At 40.4% G+C, this 23,284-nt stretch carries 20 protein-coding genes and 1 pseudogene; 12 read left to right on the top strand and 9 right to left on the bottom strand.

The genetic code is table 11. From position 1 onward, the window contains the following. The first annotated feature begins 123 nt into the window (after positions 1–123). From H1X92_RS04695 to H1X92_RS04720, 9 genes and pseudogenes are all read left to right on the top strand, one after another. Complete coding sequence (locus H1X92_RS04695; RefSeq protein WP_180559070.1) at positions 124–1,239, top strand: hypothetical protein; 1,116 nt, start codon at positions 124–126, stop codon at positions 1,237–1,239. Between the two features lie 665 nt (positions 1,240–1,904). Next, positions 1,905–2,477 (top strand): spore coat protein U domain-containing protein, encoded by a 573-nt coding sequence (locus tag H1X92_RS04700; protein ID WP_180559071.1) that lies wholly within the window; start codon positions 1,905–1,907, stop codon positions 2,475–2,477. A 25-nt stretch (positions 2,478–2,502) separates the two neighbouring features. After that, entirely contained in the window at positions 2,503–3,036 is a 534-nt protein-coding gene (locus H1X92_RS04705; RefSeq protein ID WP_180559072.1) for a Csu type fimbrial protein, read from the top strand. Between the two features lie 17 nt (positions 3,037–3,053). Further along, positions 3,054–3,581, top strand: coding sequence for a fimbrial biogenesis chaperone (locus H1X92_RS15785; RefSeq protein ID WP_233458124.1), 528 nt, complete (start codon positions 3,054–3,056; stop codon positions 3,579–3,581). After that, positions 3,578–3,832 carry a hypothetical protein gene (locus H1X92_RS15790; protein WP_233458125.1) on the top strand — a complete coding sequence of 85 codons (255 nt, stop codon included), beginning with the start codon at positions 3,578–3,580 and terminating at the stop codon, positions 3,830–3,832. The genes H1X92_RS15785 and H1X92_RS15790 overlap by 4 nt, the downstream gene beginning before the upstream one ends. A 2-nt stretch (positions 3,833–3,834) precedes the next feature. Continuing rightward, positions 3,835–5,232, top strand: coding sequence for a fimbria/pilus outer membrane usher protein (locus tag H1X92_RS15795; RefSeq protein WP_225506647.1), 1,398 nt, complete (start codon positions 3,835–3,837; stop codon positions 5,230–5,232). Positions 5,233–5,253: 21 nt separating this feature from the next. Further along, positions 5,254–5,922 (top strand): annotated as a pseudogene (locus H1X92_RS15800) (fimbria/pilus outer membrane usher protein); the annotation flags it as partial. 66 nt (positions 5,923–5,988) lie between these two features. Next, positions 5,989–6,252, top strand: a complete 264-nt coding sequence (locus H1X92_RS16070) for a FimD/PapC C-terminal domain-containing protein (RefSeq protein WP_255498980.1) — start codon at positions 5,989–5,991, stop codon at positions 6,250–6,252. After that, a complete protein-coding gene (locus tag H1X92_RS04720) occupies positions 6,245–7,210 on the top strand; it encodes a Csu type fimbrial protein (RefSeq protein WP_180559073.1) in 966 nt (321 codons plus the stop codon). Before H1X92_RS16070 ends, H1X92_RS04720 begins: the two co-directional genes overlap by 8 nt. A gap of 60 nt (positions 7,211–7,270) precedes the next feature. Here H1X92_RS04720 and H1X92_RS04725 read toward each other — a convergent pair whose 3' ends face one another. From H1X92_RS04725 to fdnG, 9 genes are all read right to left on the bottom strand, one after another. Then, complete coding sequence (locus tag H1X92_RS04725; protein WP_180559074.1) at positions 7,271–8,437, bottom strand: nucleotide sugar dehydrogenase; 1,167 nt, start codon at positions 8,435–8,437, stop codon at positions 7,271–7,273. A 30-nt stretch (positions 8,438–8,467) separates the two neighbouring features. Next, on the bottom strand, positions 8,468–9,463 hold the full coding sequence (locus H1X92_RS04730; RefSeq protein ID WP_180559075.1) for an NAD-dependent epimerase: 996 nt from the start codon (positions 9,461–9,463) through the stop codon (positions 8,468–8,470). Positions 9,464–9,625: 162 nt separating this feature from the next. Next, positions 9,626–10,633, bottom strand: a complete 1,008-nt coding sequence (locus H1X92_RS04735) for a zinc-binding alcohol dehydrogenase family protein (protein ID WP_180559076.1) — start codon at positions 10,631–10,633, stop codon at positions 9,626–9,628. Positions 10,634–10,771: 138 nt separating this feature from the next. Continuing rightward, the gene (gene selB, locus H1X92_RS04740; protein WP_180559077.1) at positions 10,772–12,634 is read right to left on the bottom strand and encodes a selenocysteine-specific translation elongation factor; all 1,863 of its coding nucleotides are present in this window, start codon (positions 12,632–12,634) and stop codon (positions 10,772–10,774) included. Next, complete coding sequence (selA, locus tag H1X92_RS04745; protein ID WP_180559078.1) at positions 12,631–14,025, bottom strand: L-seryl-tRNA(Sec) selenium transferase; 1,395 nt, start codon at positions 14,023–14,025, stop codon at positions 12,631–12,633. The genes selB and selA overlap by 4 nt, the downstream gene beginning before the upstream one ends. Before the next feature lie 19 nt (positions 14,026–14,044). Continuing rightward, complete coding sequence (fdhE, locus tag H1X92_RS04750) at positions 14,045–14,977, bottom strand: formate dehydrogenase accessory protein FdhE (protein WP_180559079.1); 933 nt, start codon at positions 14,975–14,977, stop codon at positions 14,045–14,047. 153 nt (positions 14,978–15,130) lie between these two features. Continuing rightward, positions 15,131–15,781 carry a formate dehydrogenase cytochrome b556 subunit gene (gene fdoI, locus H1X92_RS04755; protein ID WP_180559080.1) on the bottom strand — a complete coding sequence of 217 codons (651 nt, stop codon included), beginning with the start codon at positions 15,779–15,781 and terminating at the stop codon, positions 15,131–15,133. Further along, positions 15,762–16,721 (bottom strand): formate dehydrogenase subunit beta, encoded by a 960-nt coding sequence (fdxH, locus tag H1X92_RS04760; RefSeq protein ID WP_180559122.1) that lies wholly within the window; start codon positions 16,719–16,721, stop codon positions 15,762–15,764. Before fdxH ends, fdoI begins: the two co-directional genes overlap by 20 nt. Before the next feature lie 11 nt (positions 16,722–16,732). After that, a complete protein-coding gene (fdnG, locus tag H1X92_RS04765) occupies positions 16,733–19,780 on the bottom strand; it encodes a formate dehydrogenase-N subunit alpha (protein ID WP_180559081.1) in 3,048 nt (1,015 codons plus the stop codon). 186 nt (positions 19,781–19,966) lie between these two features. Between fdnG and fdhD the strand changes: the two genes are divergently transcribed. The 3 genes from fdhD (at position 19,967) to H1X92_RS04780 (ending at position 23,280) form a co-directional block, all read left to right on the top strand. Then, positions 19,967–20,770: a formate dehydrogenase accessory sulfurtransferase FdhD gene (gene fdhD, locus H1X92_RS04770; RefSeq protein WP_233458127.1), complete on the top strand. Its 804-nt coding sequence runs from the start codon at positions 19,967–19,969 to the stop codon at positions 20,768–20,770. Positions 20,771–21,117: 347 nt separating this feature from the next. Then, complete coding sequence (locus tag H1X92_RS04775; protein WP_180559083.1) at positions 21,118–21,858, top strand: Slam-dependent surface lipoprotein; 741 nt, start codon at positions 21,118–21,120, stop codon at positions 21,856–21,858. A gap of 63 nt (positions 21,859–21,921) precedes the next feature. Continuing rightward, entirely contained in the window at positions 21,922–23,280 is a 1,359-nt protein-coding gene (locus H1X92_RS04780) for a porin family protein (protein ID WP_180559084.1), read from the top strand. The last annotated feature ends 4 nt before the right edge of the window (positions 23,281–23,284 follow it).

Below are 23,284 nucleotides of genomic sequence, written 5' to 3' on the forward strand. Positions count from 1 at the left end.
GATTTTATTGACTCGATAATCGATTGGTTTAAAGGAGGCGTCAAACGTCAAAAAATAGAACAACTGTTTGAAACTATTCAAGATGTAAAGAATAGCGCTGTTTCTAATCCGGAATCAAATCGGTTGGAAAAATTTATCGAACTGAGAAAAATGGCACTGCCTAAATATCATAATCAGTTTAAATTAGAAATTACCCCGAAAGATGCCAATGAAGACTGGGGATATCAATTAAAAGTTGGCGATTTTACCTTATATAACTGCGATAAAGTGTTTGAAAAAACCAAGAGTATTGATGAAAGAGATCAATTAGCTAATTTTCATGTTAAAAATATTAGTATGAAATTAGAAGAAGCTCTCTCGGCGGAAAATCCCGATATCAAGCAACTATTAAACTTCACAATTAGATATACAGCTGGCAGTGAAAAAGAACAAAATAGTTTGCGAGAAAAATTAGACGACAGTGCTTATAGTAAAGATAATTATCTTGGCATTAAAAATAGCAACAAACCTAATGAACTGATCGCTGCATTTAAAAATGATAAACAACTGATATTTTCTATCCGCACTGGCGAATTAGAGAACAATTTTTTAAAAAATACATTAGCTAACAAACAGTACGATAATCTGCGAGAGATGTTTTTCAATCAATATACCAGCATAAGTGATCCTCTCTTTATCGATATTTTGCAACAAACCAAAGCGGATGTTTATGATGTGATAACACAGGATAGTACTTACCTAAGCGAACAAGAACGCGCGATTGTTAATGAAAAACTTAGTGCGATTAAAATTGGTGATAAGACACTTGCTGAATTATGGGCGCTACCATTAAATCAACCGGGTGAATATATTGATGATGATTTAAATTCAGCTGCTATAAACTATTTTCTTAATAATAAAGCTGCGGGTGTCAAGTTTTATAATTTAGAGTTAAATGCTGATAACTCAGCATTTGAGTTTGATGAGCCAGAATTACAGTTTGATGATGCAGAATTTGAGTTTAATAAGCCAAAAGTTGAGTTTGGTGATTTAGGATTACAATCTGATGATTTAGCATCAGATTTTGATGAAATAATGGCTGATAAATCCTTGTTTGAACAATCGCCTAGCGACCTCAACACGACTCGAACTGATTCAGGATATGGATCTGATGCTGAATCTATATATGAATATGAAGGTTTACTTGCTAAGGATTATAAAACTAACAAGAAGCAATATAACCTCACATCAGTTAAATAATTTATCAGTTCAAATCAGATCTTACAGTGATTGATTACGGCATTCACCCCAGCTTAGCAAAACAGCTGGGGCTAAAATTATTCTCACTGATTAAATAGCGATAAAATGAAAATACGGCCGTTATAATAAACAAAAAAGAGAGAGACGAAAACTCGAATATATATTTAGTTTACTATGACTACTGTAACTATTCTGTTAATTTAATGCCTTTCCATAAATATAAAACCACCCTGTCTAGTCTCGTGAAATGAACTATTTACAGCCAAACTAACTAATTCAATATGATTGGAGACGGATTTAAAAATAAACTTTGAATCAATAAATTAGAAATAAATATCAGTTTAATATGCCAACCTTCATTTAAGAAAAAATGCACGATATATTAATTAACAACTATTTGTTAGCAGAATAAGATAATAACTTCAATTTACTAAATAAAAATAATTTCTTATGACAAAAAAATTAATTAGCAAAAAAATCATTTATTTTATCGGCAATTTTTGACTTTCTACTCAATACTCAAATAAAAAATCATGGTAATAAAATTATTCTTTATTGTTATAACTTTTTATTGTCATAAGCAGTAATTACTGTCAGTCATGAATAGCAATAATTGCTTTAGCAAAAATTAAACAGCTATGTTCGCTATCAGATAAGGAGCCATAATGAAAGGTATACGTTTGATCACGGTTATAGGCTGTTTGTTAGCCTCTCATTCGGCTCTGGCAGCCACCACCACTGGGACGGTAAATGTTACCCTAGTACTAACTAATGCCTGCATTGTTAATGGCTCGAATAATACTACTGGCGTTCCCTTGGGTAACCTCAATTTTGGTACTCAACCGACTACTTTTACTACACTGACAACCCAACTTGCTAATGGTGCCAGCTCATCATTTACCGTACAGTGCCCGGCCAATGATACTCCTTCTGCCGTTCTAACGAATAGTGTAAACACAGCCCCTTCAGGTACCGTCGTTGGTACTCCTGGTACCCCACAACGTTTTGCTAATTCATCAGTTACTAACGACGGCGTTTACTATAGTGTTTATGCAACTAACCCGTCGCCTACGCCGGGCACCGCCCTTACCAATGGTGCCACTATTCCCCCTGCTTCAACGCCAACACCTGGCACGGAGACCTATACGTTATATGGTCAAATTGTTGGCAATGGTACAAATACGGGTATCACAGCAGGAACCTATACTGACGTACTTAATATTACCATAACTTATTAATTGATATTATTTTTCAGGATGAAATATGTCTGGCAACAACGTTGTATGGCTATTATTTGATAATAATTTAATCTATTTTTTTGTGTTGTTAGTTATTTTTAGTGCACTGCCAAGTTATGCCCTTACCAGCCAATCCTTTCAGGTTGCCGCCACCATTGCCAATGGCTGTGTGGTATCCGGCGGTACCCTGTTTGGTACCCTTGATTTTGGCAGCCATCCCAGTAATGCGAATGGTAATTTTAATGCCAGTTTAACCCCCAATACCTCGTTAACTTTAGCCTGTACCCCCGGTACCGTACTTAGCATGAGTATTGACGGTGGCAATAACTACACCACGACTCGTAATGTCAAACAGAGCGGTTTTAGCACGCTGCTACCTTACCTACTTTATGCGGATAGTGCCCACACCATTTCAATTGGACTCAATCAGAATGTCTCCGTCAGTTACAGCAATAGCAATAATATTATTATACCCATCTATGGCGTGCTGCAAATGAATGGCGCTAATAACCCATCCGGAACCTACACTGACGTATTAACGGTAACATTATCCTGGTGATCAGGGAGGAAGACTATATGATCAATGTTTCGCAACCAATATTATACAGATTTTCCACATTCTTGTTTTTGACCTTAATAATGTTCTTGCCAACGGCAAAATCGGCTAACCATGTAATGCTTTGGCCGATGGATCCGGTATTAACCGCTAAGGATAATGCCACTGAATTCTGGATCGAAAATAAGGGCTCCGAGCCCACCACCATGCAGATCAGAGTGATTAGCTGGCAGCAGGTCGATGGCAAAGATCGCTACAGCAATCAGCAAGTAGTTGTCGCCAGTCCGCCTTTTATGCGCATTGAGCCGGGCCAAAAACAGCTGATCCGTCTGATAAAACAAGCACCAGTACCAGCTGGTAAAGAAGTTGCCTACCGCCTGTTGGCCGATGAAATTCTAACCGCCGAAAACTTAGCCGTGCCGAAATTTGGGCTCAACATGCAAATGCGCTTTTCCCTTCCTCTGTTTGTTTATGGTGAAGGCGTTAACTATATACGTAATTCAGGCAATCCAATTCAACTAGATCAAAAATACCTAGTTGGCAGTTGACCCGATTAAATTGCAAGCCGGCGCTGAAAATCATCAATCAAGGCCCGATCCATGCCCGATTGAGTAAAGTTGCTGTGCAACAAGGCAAAAAACGTATTGTGTTGGCCAATAGCATGTTTGGTTATGTGTTAGCCGGCTCAAGCTATATTTGGCCGTTACCGGCAGGCGTTAACCAGCCACAACAATTAACAGCACAAATTAATACTGATAAACAATTATGGCAAGCATCTAGCGCTGGATTAAACCAGTAAAGATGAAAACCGTTCACCTGCCAGCTAAATTAACCAGCGGATTTAGCTTACTGTTCACGTTATCTTTGCCGCTAATATCGATAGCAGCGAATAATAGCTGGACGGAATTGCCGCCACCACCAAGCGGCAAAATTAAACCACAAAACTTACAATATAGATTGGAGTTAGTGGTTAATCAGTATGCCACTGGCATCATTGCGGTGGTTAATGAACGCAATGGCCATTTTTGGCTATCTGCCGCTGATTTACAAAAAGCGGGGTTGCCAGCATCTCGGTTAACACAGTCACAACTGGATGTCAGTGCCATGTCCGAGGTAGAAGTCAAATATGACAGTGCTCAACAACGCCTGTTATTACAAGTGCCAGATAGTTGGTTACCGCAACAGGATCTCAATATTGGCAATGCCCCGCGTCGCTATCAGGGACTGAGTAGCCAGGGAGCACTATTTAATTATGATATCTACGCTAATCGAACTCAGCATAATCACACCCAACTTTCGGTCTGGAATGAACTGCGTTTATTTAGTACGGCAGGGACTTTATCCAGCACCGGGGTATTTAAACAGCAAATTGCCGGTAGCGATAACAATAATCAGGGTTTTACCCGTTACGACACCAGTTATAGCAATGAGAATGAAAACCATATCTTAAGCTGGACGGTTGGTGACCTGATTAGTAATGCTTTAAGCTGGAATAGTAGTGTCCGCATGGGCGGCTTGTCACTGTCTCGTGACTTCTCTATCCGGCCAGATATTATTACCTATCCATTACCGACCTTTGCCGGTAAAGCGGCGGTACCGACTGCCGTGGATCTATTTATCAATGGCTATCGATCCAGTAATCACCAGCTACAACCCGGCCCTTTTACTATCACCGATATTCCCTATATTAATGGCTCGGGTGAAGCAGTACTGGTTACCACCGATGCCCTTGGACGACAAGTTTCCACTACCTTACCATTTTATGTGACCAGTAGCTTACTCAAACCGGGTCTGTCCGATGGCGCCTTTTCTATCGGCGCACTACGCCGCGACTATGGCATTAAAAACTTCTCCTACGGCCCACTAGCTGCTAGTGGTTCTTACCGTTATGGCGCCACTGATTGGCTGACACTAGAGTCACATGCTGAAGCGGCCTCTTCCCTGGCCTTAGGTGGCTTGGGTGGCTTAGTCAAACTGGGTAACTTTGGTGTGCTTAATGGCGCTTATACATTCAGCCAGATGCGAGGCCAGCGTGGTGATCAGATCAACTGGGGTTACCAATATATCCAGTCTCGTTTAAACCTAGCCACCCAACATACCCTACGCGATAGCAAGTTTGGTAATTTGGCACTCTATGATCAACCAAACAATCTCAGCGACAACCAACCCCTTTTCAGCTTAAGCCGACGTAGTTCATAATATTCCGCCTCATTATCGCTAGATCAATTTGGTAGTGTTGGCCTGGCTTACTTGGATATTGAGAGCTTTAACGGTGATAAAAACCGGTTGCTCAATTTCTCATGGAGTAAAGGTCTATGGGGTAATAGTAATTTGTATGCTTCAGCCAGCCGTGACTATTCGCAAAATAACTGGTCATTTGCGCTAGTATTGCAAATTCCATTCAACTTTTTGGATTCCGTTACCTTAGATACGCAACGCAATGCCGCCGGGCAAAATAGTCAGCGCGTCACCTATAGCCACGCTATGCCAAGCGACGGCGGATTCAGCTGGAATCTGGCCTACGCCCATCAAGATGCACAAGACGATTATCAACAAGCTTCCTTGGGATGGCGCAACGCCCATGTCCAAATGCAGGCCGGGATCTATGGTTCATCCGGCAACTATGGCCAATGGGGTAATGTAACTGGCTCACTAGTACTAATGGACGGCACAATCCAGGCTGCTAACAAAATTAATGATGGCTTTGTCCTAGTCACTACTGATGGCTACCCTAATATTACCGTTGATTATGAGCACCAACCCTATGGTAACACTGGCAAATCTGGTTATCTATTGATCCCCAGTGTTCCAGCCTACTATCCAGCACAATTCCGCATCAATACCCTCAATTTGCCCCCTGATATTTATGCTGATAGCACCGAGCGACGCCTCTCAGTCAAACGCGGCCGAGGCTATCTGCTACATTTCCCAATAAAAGTCCGTCATGCTGCTAGCGTGATCCTAACCGATCAATATGGCAAGGCCATACCATTAGCCAGCGTGGTTGCCCGGGCAGGCAAAGCAGACACTTATGTTGGTTGGGATGGGCTGGTTTATCTGGAAGAATTGGAGCCAAACAATGTGCTCAGTGTCCGCACACCGGAAGGTCAGCACTGCCAGGTTAGTTTACAACTACCTGCAAACCCTAACCAGCAACTAAAGACTTACGGCCCACTCACTTGCACTTTAGCTGGCAACAGCAGGAGTTATTATGAATAAAGGTTTATTTTCTGCCTTTTTATTGTTATTAATCGGCCTGTTCAACAATCCGGTCTGGGCCGCTTGTAGCGCCACCATGCAGAATGCCTCATTTGGTAGCCAGAGTTCTTTTGTCATCAATAGTACCGTGCAAACTACCTCGGCTAATCTGGTTGTCACCTGCGGGGTAGTACTGGCTTCCTTGTTAACCACCGATACTATCTCAGCCAAACTGAATAGTGCTTCAAGCAGCAGCGGCACACAAGCGGCGATGAAAAATACTGCCAATGCCGATCTCGAACCGATTAATATGTGTAAAGCTTCTAACTGCGCCACCACTACCCCGATTGGCAGTACCATCAATTATTTATCCACAGATCTGATTTCATTATTAGGCGGCAACGTATTTACTATTCCGATCTATTTTCAAACTGTCACCGGCCAGAATTTATCGGCCGGCACTTATAATGTAACGCTAAATCTGACCATCAACTGGAATATTTGTGGGCTATTAGGTATTGGTAATGTCTGCTTAAATCAACAAACCGGCAGCACTATCCTCTCGCCTACCGTCACCTTGATCGTAACCAATGATTGCTCAACTATCACAGCCCCTAACATTAATTTTGGTACTGCGCCATTACTCAGCAGCTTTCCTAATGTATCGCAAACCATCTCTATCACCTGCACTAAAGGCAGTCTCTACAATGTTAGCATCAATAATGGCCTCAATGCCGTTAACAATGTGCGCAATATGAAAAATGGTAGTAATTTGATTAGTTATGATATTTATCAAGGTACCACTACTACCCGCTGGGGATCGAGTGGTAGCGAATTATGGTCGAGTGCCAATTCCACCACTGTCAGTGCTGATCAACTGACTCGTACCTACAATTATGTGGCGAAAATTCTTAGTGGCCAAAATACGCCAACTAGCGGTAACTATACTGATACACTGGTGGTTAATGTTGCTTTTTAGAATAGAATAATGACAGGCGCCAAATTTAATAACCTGTTGACGCCTGAATAGTGATGAAAATTAATCGTGACCAAATAGATCGCGGGTATAGACTTTATCTTTGACATCTTCCAGTTCAGGCACCAATCTATTAGCCAAAATAATATCGCACTGAGCTTTAAAGTCGGCTAAATTGGTGATCACTTTGGAGTGAAAGAACTCATTTTGTTGTAAAACCGGCTCATAAACCACCACTTCGATTCCTTTCGCTTTAATGCGTTTCATCACTCCTTGTACCGCAGAAGCGCGAAAATTATCCGAACCAGCTTTCATCACTAAACGATAAACACCCACTTTTTGCGGATTTTGACTAATGATCGTCTCGGCAATGTAATCTTTACGCGTTCGATTGGATTCGACGATTGCATTAATCAAATTGTTTGGCACATCATCATAGTTAGCGAGTAACTGCTTAGTGTCTTTTGGCAAACAATAACCACCATAACCAAAAGAGGGGTTGTTATAGTGGCTGCCAATACGTGGATCCAGTGAAACACCTTCAATAATTTGGCGACTATCCAGTCCGCGACTATGAGCGTAAGTATCTAATTCATTAAAAAAGGCAACCCGCATCGCCAGATAGGTATTGGCAAATAATTTTATCGCTTCTGCCTCGGTAGCATCGGTAAACAATACTGCAACATCCTTTTTCAGCGCACCTTCTAATAACAAATCGGCAAAAATCTTGGCGCGCTCAGAACGTTCTCCTACCACAATCCGAGAAGGATATAGATTGTCATATAGCGCTCTGCCTTCACGTAAAAATTCTGGTGAAAAAATGATATTTTTATACCCTTTTTCTTGCTGCAAACGGGCAACAAAACCCACCGGGATGGTTGACTTAATAACAATGGTAGCGGCTGGATTAATGTGGTTTACATCATCAATTACCGCTTCAACGGAACAAGTATTAAAATAATTAGTTTTGGCATCATAATCAGTCGGGGTAGCAACAATCACATAATCTGCCCCCTGGTAAGCCTGTTGTTTATCCGTCGTTGCCCTAAAATTTAGTTCTTTTTCTGTAAGAAACCTTTCAATTTCTTTATCCACTATGGGTGATTGCTGGTTATTTAGCATCGCAACTTTTTCAGCAATAATATCTAACGCCACCACTTCATGATGCTGCGCTAACAACATCGCATTCGACAGGCCAACATAACCTGTTCCTGCAATAGCAATTTTCAAAACTAACCTCTCAAATATTTAGGATCCAGGCTAAACGCGATAATAAGTCCGATACCAGTCAACAAACGCTTTTACCCCTTCTTTAATCGAAATCTGTGGCCGATAACCGGTTAACGAAAATAAATCTTTGGTATCGGCCCAAGTGGTATGAACATCACCGGCTTGCATTGGCAACATATTTTTAATCGCTTTTTTTCCTAATGCCTGCTCGAGGGCGGAAATAAAATCCAATAATTTTATTGGCTGACCGTTACCAATATTATAAATACGATAAGGCGCATCACTGTTAACCGTTAAAGATCTGTCGGTCTTTTTTGGTGGAATGATATCAGCAATTGATAATATTCCTGCAACAATATCTTCAACAAAAGTAAAGTCGCGGCTCAGATCGCCATTATTATATACATCAATCGGCTTCATCTCCAAAATAGCTTTAGTGAATTTAAATAACGCCATATCTGGCCGTCCCCAAGGACCATAAACAGTAAAAAAGCGTAACCCGGTAGTTGGCAAATTATACAGATGAGAGTAAGCATGCGCCATTAACTCATTGGCTCTTTTAGTGGCCGCATAGAGAGAGATCGGATGATCAACGGACATATCGGTAGAACAAGGAAATTGATTATTCATACCATATACTGAACTGGAAGAAGCATAGATAAGATGGGGGATCTGGCCATAGTAACAACCTTCTAATATAGATAAGAAACCGGTTAAATTACTATCCGCATAAGCAAAAGGATCCTTTAACGAGTAGCGAACACCTGCCTGCGCAGCAAGATGAATTACCCGATCAAATTTGCCTAAGGTAATCACTTCAATCACTTTTTCACGTTCAATAATGTCCAGCCGCAAAAATTGAAATTGCGAATAAATCGTTAAGCGTTCCAGGCGGGCTTTTTTTAAATCAGGATCATAATAGTGATTCAGATTATCCAGACCAACCACCTGATGACCATTTTGTAATAAACGCTGACATAGAGTAAATCCAATAAAACCGGCACATCCTGTTATTAAATATTTCATAGCTTTTTAGCTTCTACAGAGAAATGAAAAATATTTATCTTTTGTGTAGCACAAAAGCGCATCCGGGACTTATTTCCTTCGCCAACATATACAATTAGTCAATAATAAAAAGAAGTGCAAATTCAGCACAGCTAAAGTTAGATCAAGAGCCTAATCAGTAGATTAAAAACCCGCCAATACCAGCTTGCCCCAAACCTTGCCACTCGCTATCCTTTGATGAGCAAGTCGTAAATTTTCAGCACTAATTTTACCCATTTCTTCGCTGATGGTAGTTTTTAATATCCCTTGATCAATCAATTCGGCCACGCGTTGCAATAATTGATGCTGTTTGATCATATCTCTGGTTTGAAAAACAGGCCGCGTAAACATAAATTCCCAATGCAATGAAAGGGCTTTACGTTTCATTGGCATAATATCTAAGGTTTTAGGATCATCGATTAAGGCTAATTTTCCTTGTGGAATAAGAATATCCAACACCTGCTGATAATAATCATCACTGTGAGTTAATGAAGCCACATAGTCGACATGCTGAATACCTAACGCAACAAGTTGTTGGCTAAAAGGTTTTTTATGATCAATAACCGCATGTGCCCCTAGCTCACTAACCCATTGTTGTGTTTCCGACCGTGAAGCGGTGGCTAAAACGCGCAACTTTGTCAGCTGGCGCGCTAATTGGATCAGCATCGAACCAACACCGCCAGCGGCGCCAAAAATTAATATAGACCTACCGGCAGCGCCATTCTCCGCTACCGCTAACCGGTCAAATAACAGTTCCCAAGCGGTAATTGAGGTTAATGGCAAAGCGGCTGCTTGAACGGCAGTTAACAATTTTGGTTTATGGCCGACAATGCGCTCATCGACTAGTCCATATTCGGCATAACATCCGGGCCGATCAATTGAACCGGCATAATAGACCCAATCGCCAGGTTTAAATAACGTGACCTCACTACCAACAGACTCCACCACACCACAAGCATCCCAACCTAAAATACGTGGCACATTAGGCTTTTCACGCTGGCGGATTTTGCAATCTACCGGATTTACCGCAATAGCCGCAATTTTTACCAACAGATCACGCGGCTGTGGTTGGGGCTTTGCTAACTCGGTTTCATAAAGTGAATGTATATCGCTCAGTGGTAGGGTAGGATCAGTAAAAACAATCGCTTTCATTGCTGACTCCATAAAGCAACAAATTTCAATCAATAAAAGGAAAAGTGAATATATTGTGATGATAGAAAATTATGCCAATTCCTTGCATGCTAATAAATTTATATGCGTCCCAAATATCAGCAACTTAAAAATAATTTATTAAAACAACCCTTTATCTCTTAAAATATGCGCATCAAATTTACGTCGGGTAAAACCGCTTCGATCAAAAAATTCCAAAATCTGCACCGCTAATTTTCGCCCTATTGCTAATTCATCGCGAAAATTGGCGACCGTAATGGCACCTTCGCGATGATTATAATGCCGGATAATGGCGGCAAATTGCTGTATTTGTAGATTATGATAATAACGATCTGACACAATAGCGGTAATTAAACCCATTTTTGCCGCTTTTCGCAGCAAATGGCGAACGATGTCTTCATCTTGCTGAATTTTTACCGCTAATTCCCGTACCCACCAAGGCTGTTCTGCCACAAAGTAGGGCTCTAACTGTTGCCATAATTGCGCCTGTTGCCGATCAAATACTAAACTATGTTCGGCTAAATGGAGCCAGCCATGGGTTTGCATAACCTTTTTTTCATCAACCAGTTGCCGGAGTAGGGTAAACACCAGCTCATCATTCAACCCAGGTAAAGCCATGCGTTTTAAGCGGGCCCGACCCAGGCCTAGCTGATCAGCATGATTTTGATGATACTCAGCTAATGTTTGTACCAAATGCTGTTTAGCCTGCTCGGCATTAACTTGAGAAAGGGCAATATTGTTAACTATAAGCACATCAAATTGCGCAACTAACGCTTGTAATGCGGAACTCGTTAGTTGACGCGCCCAACCATAATCGCTAAGTGATAATTCACCGTTTGGTAGCTGAAATGCCAAATTTTCTTTATCGCCTATCATATTAGCCAACTGCGATAACCAACAAAGGAAAGTGGCTTGGCGTTTACCACGACGCGGCGAATGAAGTTTTATTACCCGCGCACCAGCAAGAGTACGTTGAGCACTAATATCACGCAAGACTAAATGATCATTATCCACCAGCCATAAAGGCTTATCGAAGGATAACTCAGCTAGTAATGGTTTGTCTGATGGTTGGTTTAATAAAGCGATACGTCCGGTCACATGACTGGCAGCATGATAGAGATGTAATGGTTGCCAATTTTTTAAACATTCATTGGCTTCAACTTCAACCAGCACCTTATTAACCGCAAACACCGGCTGTTCACTTAACAACCAATCGCCACGAGAAATCTGTTTTTTGCTAATATCACCGGTCAGATTTAAAGCAATCCGCTCACCGGCTTGTGCCTGTGAAACCAGTTGATTTTGCGCATGCAATCGCCGAATTTTAACTTGCTTATCTATTCCGGTTAACCATAGGGTATCACCAATAGAAACTTGGCCAGACAAAGCTGTGCCAGTTACGACTATACCTGCACCTTTGACATTAAACACACGATCGATCGCTAAACGAAATCGATGACCAAGTTTGGCATGCTGGCCTATCTGACCGTGTAATATTTGCAAATGTGATCGCAATAAAGAAATGCCTTCACCAGTCAAGCTAGAAGTGACAAAACAAGGTACCTGCAACCAGCCATGCTCTGCCAACAATTGTGAAATTGCCAATTGTACCGCTTGAACCTGCTTAGCGGAGACACGATCAGCTTTAGTCAATACAGTAATTACCTGTGGGCGACCTATTAAACGTAAAATAGCCAGGTGTTCTCTGGTTTGCGCCATAATGCCATCATCACAAGCTACGATCAGCAATATATGGGATATGCCACCAATACCAGCCAACATATTAGCGAGAAACTTTTCATGACCGGGAACATCAACAAAACCGATTGAACTGCCATCTGCTTGGGGCCAATAGGCAAAGCCAAGATCAATCGTCATGCCGCGTTTTTTTTCTTCAGGTAAATGTAGTGTATTAATCCCTGTCAAGGCTTGAATCAGGGCAGTTTTTCCATGGTCAACATGACCCGCGGTAGCAAAAATCATTGTGTTAATAAAACCTGTAATAACTTAGCCTCATCATCAAGGCAGCGTAAGTCAAGCCATAAGCGGCCAGCGGAAATCCTACCAATAATTGGGGTAGCTAATTGTCGCCATTGACGAGACAACGAGACTAATTGATTATGTTTATTATTTTTAGGCGTAAATGTTATTGCCCAACTAGCCAGACGTTCATTTGGCAGTGAACCACTACCAATCTGGGAAAAACAGGCTTCATCGTTAACACTAAATTGGTCACCATAGTGATGCTTTATCGGCTCAATAAGCCGCCGGGCCAATTTGCGAATTTCCGCTTGCGGTCGTGTCAAAAAGTTAAGGGTGGGTAACGAAGTTGTCACTTTTTCGCCATGCTGGTAGATCCGCAATGTGGCCTCTAGGGCAGCTAAGGTCATTTTATCCGCTCGTAACGCGCGTTTTAATGGATGTTGTTGAATGGCGTCAATCCAACATTTTTTGCCCAAAATAATTCCTGCCTGTGGGCCACCAAGTAATTTATCACCTGAAATAGAGACCAGATCAACGCCTTGTGCCAGATAGTGTTGCGGCATAGGCTCAGCCGGTAAACCATATTGGGTCATATCAATCAAAGCACCACTGCCTACATCAATCGCAGTAGCAATGTTATATTCAGTACCAAGTTGAGCGAGTTGCTGACCTTCAACCTCAGCGGTAAAACCTAAGATACGGTAATTACTGGTGTGGACTTTCATTAACAGAGCCGTCTCTTCATTTATTGCACGCTGGTAATCTTGCAGATAAGTTCGATTCGTTGTTCCTACCTCCACCAGCTGACAACCCGCCTGTTTCATTACCTCTGGCACGCGAAATGCTCCACCAATTTCGACCAATTCTCCTCGCGACACAATAACTTGTCGTCCCGCTGCGATGGTTGCTAACATTAATAACACTGCGGCAGCATTATTATTGACAATACAAGCATCTTCCGCACCGGTTAGTTCACAAAGTAAATCAGCTATTATACGATCTCGATGTCCACGTACCGCGTCATCAAGCGTATATTCTAAAGTCACTGGATAGCGCATCACTCGAGTCACCGCTTCAATCGCTTCTTCTGCCATTAACGCACGACCCAAATTAGTATGTAACACTGTACCGGTTAAATTAAAAACTGGCCGCAAGCCAGAACTCTGCTGCCGTTGGAGTTGATGAGTAAGTGCAGCAATCCAATCACTTTGCCACACAGGTAAGCATTGCTGTTGTTTTATTTGCTCCCGTGCATGCTGCTGCATATTGCGTAATATCTTTGTTACTTGAGTTCGACCATAACCTTCTATCAAGGATAAAACCGACGCTTCATTCAGTAAATAATCGATGGCCGGTAACTGACGATATAATGAAGTAACATCTTTGGACATAACCGATTAAAACCTTAACTTATTCACAAGGAAATAAAAATGGATTAATACTGCTACGGGCAAATCCCTCTTCTTCCAATTTAGCATCCAGGATCAAGGAAGCCAGATCATCAGCAACCGCATCAACCTTCGCATCTTGTTCCTGATAAAGAATTTTTAAATAACTACCACAATCACCACAACTCTCAGCCTTAATCGCCGCATATTCACTGGCTAAAGACCAATAATCTAATTCTTTTGTTTGCTCACAATTACTACATTTTATCCGTACAACATGCCATTCAGTTTCACACAAATTACAATGCAAATAACGCAAGCCTTGATGGGTTCCTATTTGCACAACACTAGAAACTGGAATGCTGCCACATACTGGACAAAATTGACGATGTTCACCATTTTCAGCGGTTGCCTTACCTGGGATTTGACTGGCCATTTGTGCCCAAAACAAGGAAAGTGCCGCCCAAATAAAGAGCGCTTGTTCTGAGGGTACTCGGCTAAATTCACCATTGAGTAATGCTGTTGCCATCAACTCCAGTTCATGTATAGAAACTTTGGTCAAATTTTCTAATGCGGGCTTTACCTGTTCAGGTACCACCGGAACCAACTCAGCAATTAAAGAGGCAAATAATTTGTGCCAATGGTCAGTACGGATGAAAGTTTTACAATCTAATGGCGGTTTATTGGCTTTCATCGATTGTTGGAGGATAGCCTTGATATCCATCATCAAAGGATGTTTATAGAGTGCATTTTGTTGAGCGCGAGTAACATGAGCGGCAAATAGCAGATATTCACTAAATGGATTTTCTGGCGTCGCTAATGATTGAAAACGTTCAGCCCGGGATTGATATAGATTGTTTAAATCTGGAAATAATACCGGCGGGATATAACTGATGCCATTTTTGGCTAGCTCATTTTTACCTATCTCTTCTTTAGGTAAAATCCTAATGCTCATAGATGCACTCTCTTTAATGATTTATTTTACCATTATTGCCCAATAAATCTCAGAATAGACCAAAAGCGAACAGGGATCTATAAACGGCTTAATAACATAAAAAAGCAGAATATAATTATTCTGCCCCTGTTATTACTATTCGAAGAAACGCTGTTAACCGCTCTTTTCTTGCCGAGGCTTCTCTCTTCTAACAATCTCTCGATACCATCGTGGATGATGTTTTTTCGCCCATGCGCGGGTTACCCATCCTTCAACCATTGCACGAATAGAGCCTTTTACCCATATAGCGGCATAAATATGAATAATAATTGTCATTATTAGACCAATCGCCGCAACAGAATGAAGAAGCAAGGCCAAACGAATAATCGGGATGGGAAAATAGTCGGCAAAATAAGGCCGCCAAATAATAATACCGCTAACCAAAAGTAAAAACAGGCAAACGGTTGCTAGCCAAAATACCCCTTTTTGGCCTAAATTATATTGACCAACATCACCTGCTTCTTCATTTTTCAAAATTTTGCCAATATTTTTTGCCCAAACAATATCTTGTTTTTCAATAAAATTATGTTTGAAATATCTAACAAACATGCCAACAAATAGTACAAACATCACTGTACCCAACCATGGATGCAGCACTCTGGCAAGTTGTGGTGTCCCCAAAATATTCATCAACCAGTTTAGCGATGGAAAGAAAAAACCTAAGCCGCTAATTGCCGTAAATAAAAAAAAGATAACCATTAGCCAGTGATTGATTCTTACACTGGCAGAGTAGCGGATAATTTTTTCAGTCGGTTTTTTTATCATCAGTTATCCCCCTTTTTTTATTCACCAATTTCTCGCTTTTTTCTGACCTTGCATCATCTCTATTTGGCGGTTTTTGCGCTTCATCCTCATCAGAAACACGATTTGGCCCCACAGTCAGATAATGGAAAAATGCTGAGGCAAAAGTAACGGCAAACCCAACGGCAGCTAACGGTTTCCAGATATTTTTCCAAAAGGTGACGGTGGGACTGATAGTCGGATTATTGGGCAGACCATGATACAGTTCGGGCTTATCACCATGATGTAATACATACATAACATGGGTACCTCCGACACCTTGTGGATCATAAAGCGCTGCATTTTGATAACCACGGGTTTTCAATTCTTCAACGCGTTCAGCAGCCAGTTGTTTCATCACTGCTTTACTACCAAAATGAATTGCACCGGTCGGACAAGTTTTTACACAAGCGGGTTCCTGGCCGACTTCAACCCGATCAACACAAAGGGTGCATTTATAAACTCGATTATCCTCTTTATTTAATCCGGGGATATTAAAAGGACAACCGGCAATACAATAACCACAACCAATACAATGTTCTGAGTCAAAATCGACAATTCCATTGGCATACTGAATAATCGCACCTGCAGAAGGGCAAGCTTTCAAACAACCCGGATCCGCGCAATGCATACAGCCATCTTTGCGGATCAGCCATTCTAATTTTCCTTTCTCTTCAACTTCAGTAAAGCGCATCACCGTCCATGATTTGGCCGTTAAATCTAACGGGTTATCATAAACACCGACGTTATAACCAATTTCATCACGAATATCATTCCATTCAGAACAGGCTACCTGACACGCTTTACAACCAATACAGGTGGTTACATCAATTAGTTTTGCCACTGCCTCTTTATCACTGCGTACTTGAGGAGCAGGTGTCAGCGAATTAGTCGCAGAGCGGCGTATAATATCTTGAGAAGCCATCATCTACCTCCTTACACCTTTTCCACATTAACCAAAAACGCTTTAAACTCAGGTGTCTGAGTATTGGCATCACCAACAAATGGCGTCAGGGTATTGGCAATAAAGCCTTTTCGCGTCAATCCTTGAAAAGCCCAATGGATCGGAATACCAATCGTATCAATTTCGCGGCCATCCACCTTTAAAGTACGGATACGCTTAGTCACCACAGCCTTTGCTTTGATATAACCACGGTTAGAACTTACCTTAACAACATCGCCTGCTTTGATACCTTTTTTCTCTGCCAATCGTTCACCAATCTCAACAAATTGTTCGGGTTGAATAACCGCATTCAAATGCGCATGTTTTGTCCAAAAATGAAAATGTTCAGTTAAGCGATAAGTTGTGCCAACATAAGGAAATTTCTCAGCATTACCCAATGCTTTAAGATCGTCAGCAAATAGGCGTGCCGCAGGATTAGAGATAACATTCGGATGTAAAGGATTGGTTCCTAACGGAGTTTCAAAAGGTTCATAATGTTCAGGAAAGGGGCCCTCTGCCATTTTATCTATGGCAAATAAACGACCTAACCCTTCCGGTTGCATAATAAACGGCCCAACACCGGTATCTGGCGCGGCAGTGCTATAATCAGCGATATCAATGCCTGCCCATTTGCTACCATCCCATTGGATTAATTGACGTTTAGGATCCCAGGGGTTACCAGCTGGATCTGCGGATGCTCGATTATAAAGGATCCGGCGATTAGCTGGCCAAGCCCATGCCCAACCCAATGTATTACCTAAACCAGAAGGATCGGCATTATCACGACGCGCCATTTGATTACCCGCCGGCGTCCAACTACCGGCAAAAATCCAACAACCACTGCTGGTGGTACCATCATCGCGTAATTGCGCAAAAGCGGAAAGTAACTGACCTTTTTTTACCAGAAGATTACCCTGGGTATCAGTCAAATCTGCCAACGCATAACCATTACTTTCTTGCGCAATCTCTTCCGCTGTTGGACGATAGGGATCATAATAATTCCAGCGCATGTTCAATAACTGCTCAGGTACTGCGCCACCTTGTTGTTGATAAAGCAGACGTAAACGATGAAAAATTCCGGCTAAAATTTCACCATCGCCAAGGGCTTCTCCTGGTGCATCCGCACCTTTCCAGTGCCACTGTAGCCAACGAGCGGAATTAACAATCGAGCCATTTTCCTCGGCAAAACAGCAGCAGGGTAAACGAAAAACTTCGGTCATGATTTCTGCTGGCTGCACATCGTTAAATTCACCATGATTTTGCCAGAAACAAGCGGTTTCGGTATTTAATGGATCAATAGTGACTAAAAATTTTAATTTGGACAATGCACTAATAATTTTATTTTTATTGGGGAAAGAAGCTAGTGGATTGAAGCCCTGACAAATATAGCCATTAACTTCACCCTTATTCATCATGTCAAAATATTGCAGAACATCGTAACTTTTATCCCACTTAGGTAACCAGTCAAAGCCCCAATCATTCTCTTTTTGCGCCTTATCGCCATAAAAGGTTTTCATTAGACTAACAAAAAATTTAGGGTAGTTACTCCAATAATTAACCTGACCAGGGAGGGTCTGTTTTGGTGTATTTGCAGCTAAATAACTAGCTAAGGTGCTATGTTTTTCCGATGGTAAGGTCATATAACCGGTTAAACTTTGCGACAGCAGGCCAAGATCGGTCAAACCCTGGATATTGGAATGTCCCCGTAAAGCATTAACTCCACCACCGGCCATTCCCATATTACCTAACAGTAGCTGGATCATCGCCATGGTGCGAATATTTTGCGCACCGATGGAATGTTGTGTCCAACCTAATGCATAGAGAAAAGAAGCGGTTTTATCTTTTTCGCTGGTTTCAGCAATATATTCACAAACCTTGATAAAATCTTCTTGTGGAGTTCCACAAATATTGGCGACCACTTCTGCTGTATATCGATTGACGTGCGACTTAAGTAACTGCCAAACACAACGTGGATGTTGTAGTGATTCATCTCGTTTTGCAAAACCGTTGCTATCTAATTCATAATTCCAGGAAGTTTTATCATACTGGCGATTTTTAGCGTCATAACCACTAAATAACCCATCGTCGAAATGATAATCATCCCGCACAATTAAATTGGCATTGGTATAAGATCGTACATATTCACTATTAATTTTATTATTATTTATCAAATAATTAATAATACCAGATAAAAAGGTAATATCGGTACCTGAACGGATAGGAGTATAAAAATCTGCCACTGATGCAGTACGAGTAAAACGCGGATCAATGACAATCAACTTGGCTTTATTGTGGATTTTTTCTTCGATGGCCCAACGGAATCCGACCGGATGAGCTTCCGCCGCATTACCACCCATTACAATGATCAGGTCGGCATTTTTAATATCAACCCAATGGTTTGTCATGGCACCGCGACCAAATGTTGGAGCAAGACTTGCTACCGTTGGCGCATGTCAGACACGAGCTTGGTTATCAACCGCTAACATTCCCAGAGCCCGACAAAATTTCTGGGTAATAAAACCGGTTTCGTTACTACTGGCCGAGGCACACAGCATACCTGTTGTTAACCACCGATTAACTGTTGTCCCAGCCGCATCTGTTTTAATAAAGTTCGCATCCCGATCGGCTTTCATTAACTTAGCAATCCGATCAAATGCTTCTTGCCAGCTAATACGCTGCCACTTATCAGAGCCTGGCGCTCTATACTCAGGAAATTGCAGACGACTTTCACTATGAATAAAGTCGATTAGTCCAGCGCCTTTCGGACACAAAGCGCCTCGACTGACCGGATGGTCTGGATCGCCTTCTATGTGAAATATGCTTTCTTTGGCATTCTTAGCACCATCACCAAGACTATACATTAATAATCCACAACCAACTGAACAGTATGTACAGGTATTTCGGGTTTCCCTAGCACGTAATAGTTTATATTGACGCGCAGAAGCTAATGCTGTTGTTGGAGCAAAACCCAAAGCAGCAATCGTTGTACCTGCCATACTGCCAGCACAGATCTTAAAGAACTGTCTTCTGCTGACTTGCATTAAAAATCTCCTCATTCACATTACTGACATTGATTTCCATAAGATAAAAAAGTAAAACAGGTCATTATATTTTTAATACCGATCTTTTTTGTCGGATTAAATTGTATTGATAATAATTAATGTAATCTCTTTTAATGTATTATAGTATTAGGAATTCGGCTAATGAGTAATTTTTATGCAACTGAAATGAAGGAAGATGTCGAAAAAACCGGAGCATCTGAAATAAAAGTTTGCAAAAAGGGAAATTTAAACCTTTTTAATCTGGATAAAGTTGCACAAGAAGTTCCTATCGCCATGATCTACAATGGCATCTCTCATGTCGTTATGATGGCAAGCCCAAAAGACTTAACGCTATTTGCCTTGGGTTTTTCACTGTCTGAAGGCATCATCCAATCTGTTGAGGAAATTCGTGATATCAATATAAATAACTATGGCTCAAAGGGCATAGAATTAAATATTGAACTATCACCTCGCCAGTTTATGGCATTGAAAACACAACGACGCAATCTAACGGGTCGTACTGGCTGCGGTATTTGTGGTACAGAACAACTTAGCCAACTGTTTCGCCCAATTGATCCTCTTCCTTTCACGCAATCATTTTCACTAAATTATCTGGATCAGGCTTTATCACAATTAAATACGATCCAAAAAATTGGCCAATTAACCGGTTGCACGCATGCTGCGGCTTGGATAACCCCAACCGGCGAGCTAGCTGGAGGCTGTGAAGATATCGGCCGTCATGTTGCCTTTGATAAACTTATCGGCATGAAAAGCCGTGAAAAATGGCAAAACGGCGCGGTGTTAATCTCAAGCAGAGCAAGTTATGAAATGGTACAAAAAGCAGCAACCTGCGGAGTAGAAATTCTATTTGCTATCTCAGCCGTCACTTCACTTGCGGTTGAAATGGCACAAAATTATCAATTAACGTTAGTTGGATTTTGTCGACCAGGTAAAGCCACCATTTTTAGTTACCCCGAACGCTTAACGTAATAATTAAATTTAAAAATATTATTTACATTCAATAAATATCATTAAATAAATAGAACCAAATATTTTATAAAATAATTTGTTTCTATTTATTGCATTATTTTTTTAATTGAGATCACATTTTTAAATTTAAATTTTTAATACTTAATAACCACTAATATTAAAAAATAAAATTAAATCATACCGCTATTAAATTCCTTAGTTATATATTTATTTCCCTCACAAGCAAATGATAATAATTATCATTTACTTGGGTTCTTTTTTACTTTAAGGTTTATTTCAGGCAAAACTTTATTTGTCTATGCCATTTTTTGTCAAATAAAAATTAATATTTTTACAAGGAATTAAAAATGAAGAAATTAAATATTATTACCTTGCTAACACTATTAATTGGATATATTGGCTTTAGCCAGGCAATAACCGGTTATAATAAATCAAATACCTCTAATGATAATCGTCTAATTATTGGTGAAATAGAAGAAGCTTCTAATCGCTTTCATAAAGCCAAAAAAGGTGATTCCGCTATTGGTTTAACTGATTTACATGGGAGTAAAAAAATCGGCTTTCCCGGTTTAGCAATGATCTCTCCCAAAGATGATAATAACGTTTATAAGCTTGGTGGTACCAGCTCTTCCCACCACCCCAATATGGGTTCATTTGCATTTGCCAAACTGGACGATGTTGATGTTTTCTTCGGTGAATGGGCACAAGATAATGATATGTCTTCTGCCTCTCACACCGCTTACTATGCCGGTAAAGACATTACGACAGAGATGCCAAATGCCGGTACCGCTACCTATGCTATCAAAGGGATCAACGATTATTCTAACAATGGTTTTATGACCGGTGAATTAACCGCAGATTTTGCCGAAAACAGCTTGAAAGGTTCATTTAGTCATAGTGCATTAACCATGAATATTGATGCAGATATTAAAGAGAATGGCTCTTTCAGCGGCAAAGCTTCTGCTGATTCAATTGAAGGAACCACCACAGGCCACTTCTTTGGTGATAATGCCAACTATTTAGCGGGTATTACTCAATTTGAAAATAATCATCAATTAGATACCGCTTTTGCCGGCACTAAACAATAATTGATTTTTTAAATTTAAAAAGAGCATGGAAACCCTATGCTCTTTTTTGTTATGGAAATAAAAATGACTAACAGGAAACGATTAATTATAATCCTATTTATTTCTTATTTTTTTCATATAAAATTAACTATCGCTAATTCATTGATAATAAATAATACACAAGTGAATAAAATAAATAATAAAAATTATATTACTAATATTTTTATTGCTATTAATAAAAAAGATTGGCAACAAGTTGAAGGTTATTTAAATAAATTAATAAAAAATAATTATCACGATAAGAGTTTGATCTATTTTATTCAGGTTTGTTTATCATATAAAAATCGAGAGCCTCAATCTGCTATGCACTATTTATCCCAGGCGATAACAATAAATCCTCACTTTACGCGTGCCAAGCTCGATTTAAGTTATATTTATATTGAAAACCGAATTTATCATAAAGCAAAGTCATTATTAAATGAATTAATAGCACAGCAAGATTTACCTGACTTGGTTAAGAAAAAAATAAAATATCTTCTCATTCTGGTTAATAATAAAAATCCTTTCTTTGCCACACTTTCACTAGGTTACCACCTAACAGATAATCTGAATAAATCGCCTGGTAGCCCAGCAGAGTGCTTACAAAAAAATAGTGCTGGTGATTGCCGATTAACTCGTAAAACGCCGAAAAAAATTACCTCATCAGGCTTTTCTTTATTCGGTTTGACCCAACAGTCATTTATGTTGCAAGAGCCTCATGCGATTTTTATTCGCCTAACGGCAAATGGTCAAATCTATCGGCAAAACAACACCTATAATGGCTATCAAGCTAATATCTACACTGGCTACCATTTTCAATCATCATACCATTATTTATTAGCCGGCCCCTTAGTGGGTTATGAACAAGGGGCAGAAGATCCAAATGCCTATGAAATAGGCGGAAAAATTGAGTGGCGTTATCATCCTGATATGGCCGCTAAATTAGATTTTGTTTTAAATCACCAAGTTAAATGGAAAGACTATTACCAAGGACAACATAATAATGGCCTGAAGCACGAAACTTCTTTTTCCATTAATTATCCTTTCAACAATATGAATTGGTATCTCTCTTTGGGTTTTTCCCAACATTTCCATCAATGGCAAATAAACGATTACCACCGCTATGATATTAGTGGCGGCGTTAAATTTAGGTCATTACCTTATCTGGAAACCAGTCTTTCATCACTTTGGAATCAACATCAATTTAAACATTTTGATAAGCGATTAGGTGCCAAGCGACGTGATACAGAATGGATCTATGCAATTAAATTAAAACTAACCATAAAAATTATTGGCTTCACACCCTCTATTACCTTTTTTCATCGCAACAATAATAGCAATGTCGGCTGGCTTTATCGCTATCAAAAAAACGATCTGCAACTCAATTTTGAACGTTATTTTTGATTGT

This window comes from Arsenophonus endosymbiont of Apis mellifera, assembly GCF_903968575.1.
Lineage (GTDB): Bacteria > Pseudomonadota > Gammaproteobacteria > Enterobacterales > Enterobacteriaceae > Arsenophonus > Arsenophonus apicola.

What these genes read in the sequence shown, in the direction of transcription:
- H1X92_RS04705 (WP_180559072.1), top strand. Translation starts at nt 2,503, where the DNA reads ATGTCTGGCAACAACGTTGTATGGCTATTATTTGATAATAATTTAATC.
- H1X92_RS04780 (WP_180559084.1), top strand. Translation starts at nt 21,922, where the DNA reads ATGACTAACAGGAAACGATTAATTATAATCCTATTTATTTCTTATTTT.
- H1X92_RS04775 (WP_180559083.1), top strand. Translation starts at nt 21,118, where the DNA reads ATGAAGAAATTAAATATTATTACCTTGCTAACACTATTAATTGGATAT.
- fdoI (WP_180559080.1), bottom strand. Translation starts at nt 15,781, where the DNA reads ATGATAAAAAAACCGACTGAAAAAATTATCCGCTACTCTGCCAGTGTA.
- fdhD (WP_233458127.1), top strand. Translation starts at nt 19,967, where the DNA reads ATGAAGGAAGATGTCGAAAAAACCGGAGCATCTGAAATAAAAGTTTGC.
- fdxH (WP_180559122.1), bottom strand. Translation starts at nt 16,721, where the DNA reads ATGGCTTCTCAAGATATTATACGCCGCTCTGCGACTAATTCGCTGACA.
- H1X92_RS15795 (WP_225506647.1), top strand. Translation starts at nt 3,835, where the DNA reads ATGAAAACCGTTCACCTGCCAGCTAAATTAACCAGCGGATTTAGCTTA.
- selB (WP_180559077.1), bottom strand. Translation starts at nt 12,634, where the DNA reads ATGATTTTTGCTACCGCGGGTCATGTTGACCATGGAAAAACTGCCCTG.
- H1X92_RS04720 (WP_180559073.1), top strand. Translation starts at nt 6,245, where the DNA reads ATGAATAAAGGTTTATTTTCTGCCTTTTTATTGTTATTAATCGGCCTG.
- fdhE (WP_180559079.1), bottom strand. Translation starts at nt 14,977, where the DNA reads ATGAGCATTAGGATTTTACCTAAAGAAGAGATAGGTAAAAATGAGCTA.
- H1X92_RS04700 (WP_180559071.1), top strand. Translation starts at nt 1,905, where the DNA reads ATGAAAGGTATACGTTTGATCACGGTTATAGGCTGTTTGTTAGCCTCT.
- H1X92_RS04735 (WP_180559076.1), bottom strand. Translation starts at nt 10,633, where the DNA reads ATGAAAGCGATTGTTTTTACTGATCCTACCCTACCACTGAGCGATATA.
- selA (WP_180559078.1), bottom strand. Translation starts at nt 14,025, where the DNA reads ATGTCCAAAGATGTTACTTCATTATATCGTCAGTTACCGGCCATCGAT.
- H1X92_RS15785 (WP_233458124.1), top strand. Translation starts at nt 3,054, where the DNA reads ATGATCAATGTTTCGCAACCAATATTATACAGATTTTCCACATTCTTG.
- H1X92_RS04730 (WP_180559075.1), bottom strand. Translation starts at nt 9,463, where the DNA reads ATGAAATATTTAATAACAGGATGTGCCGGTTTTATTGGATTTACTCTA.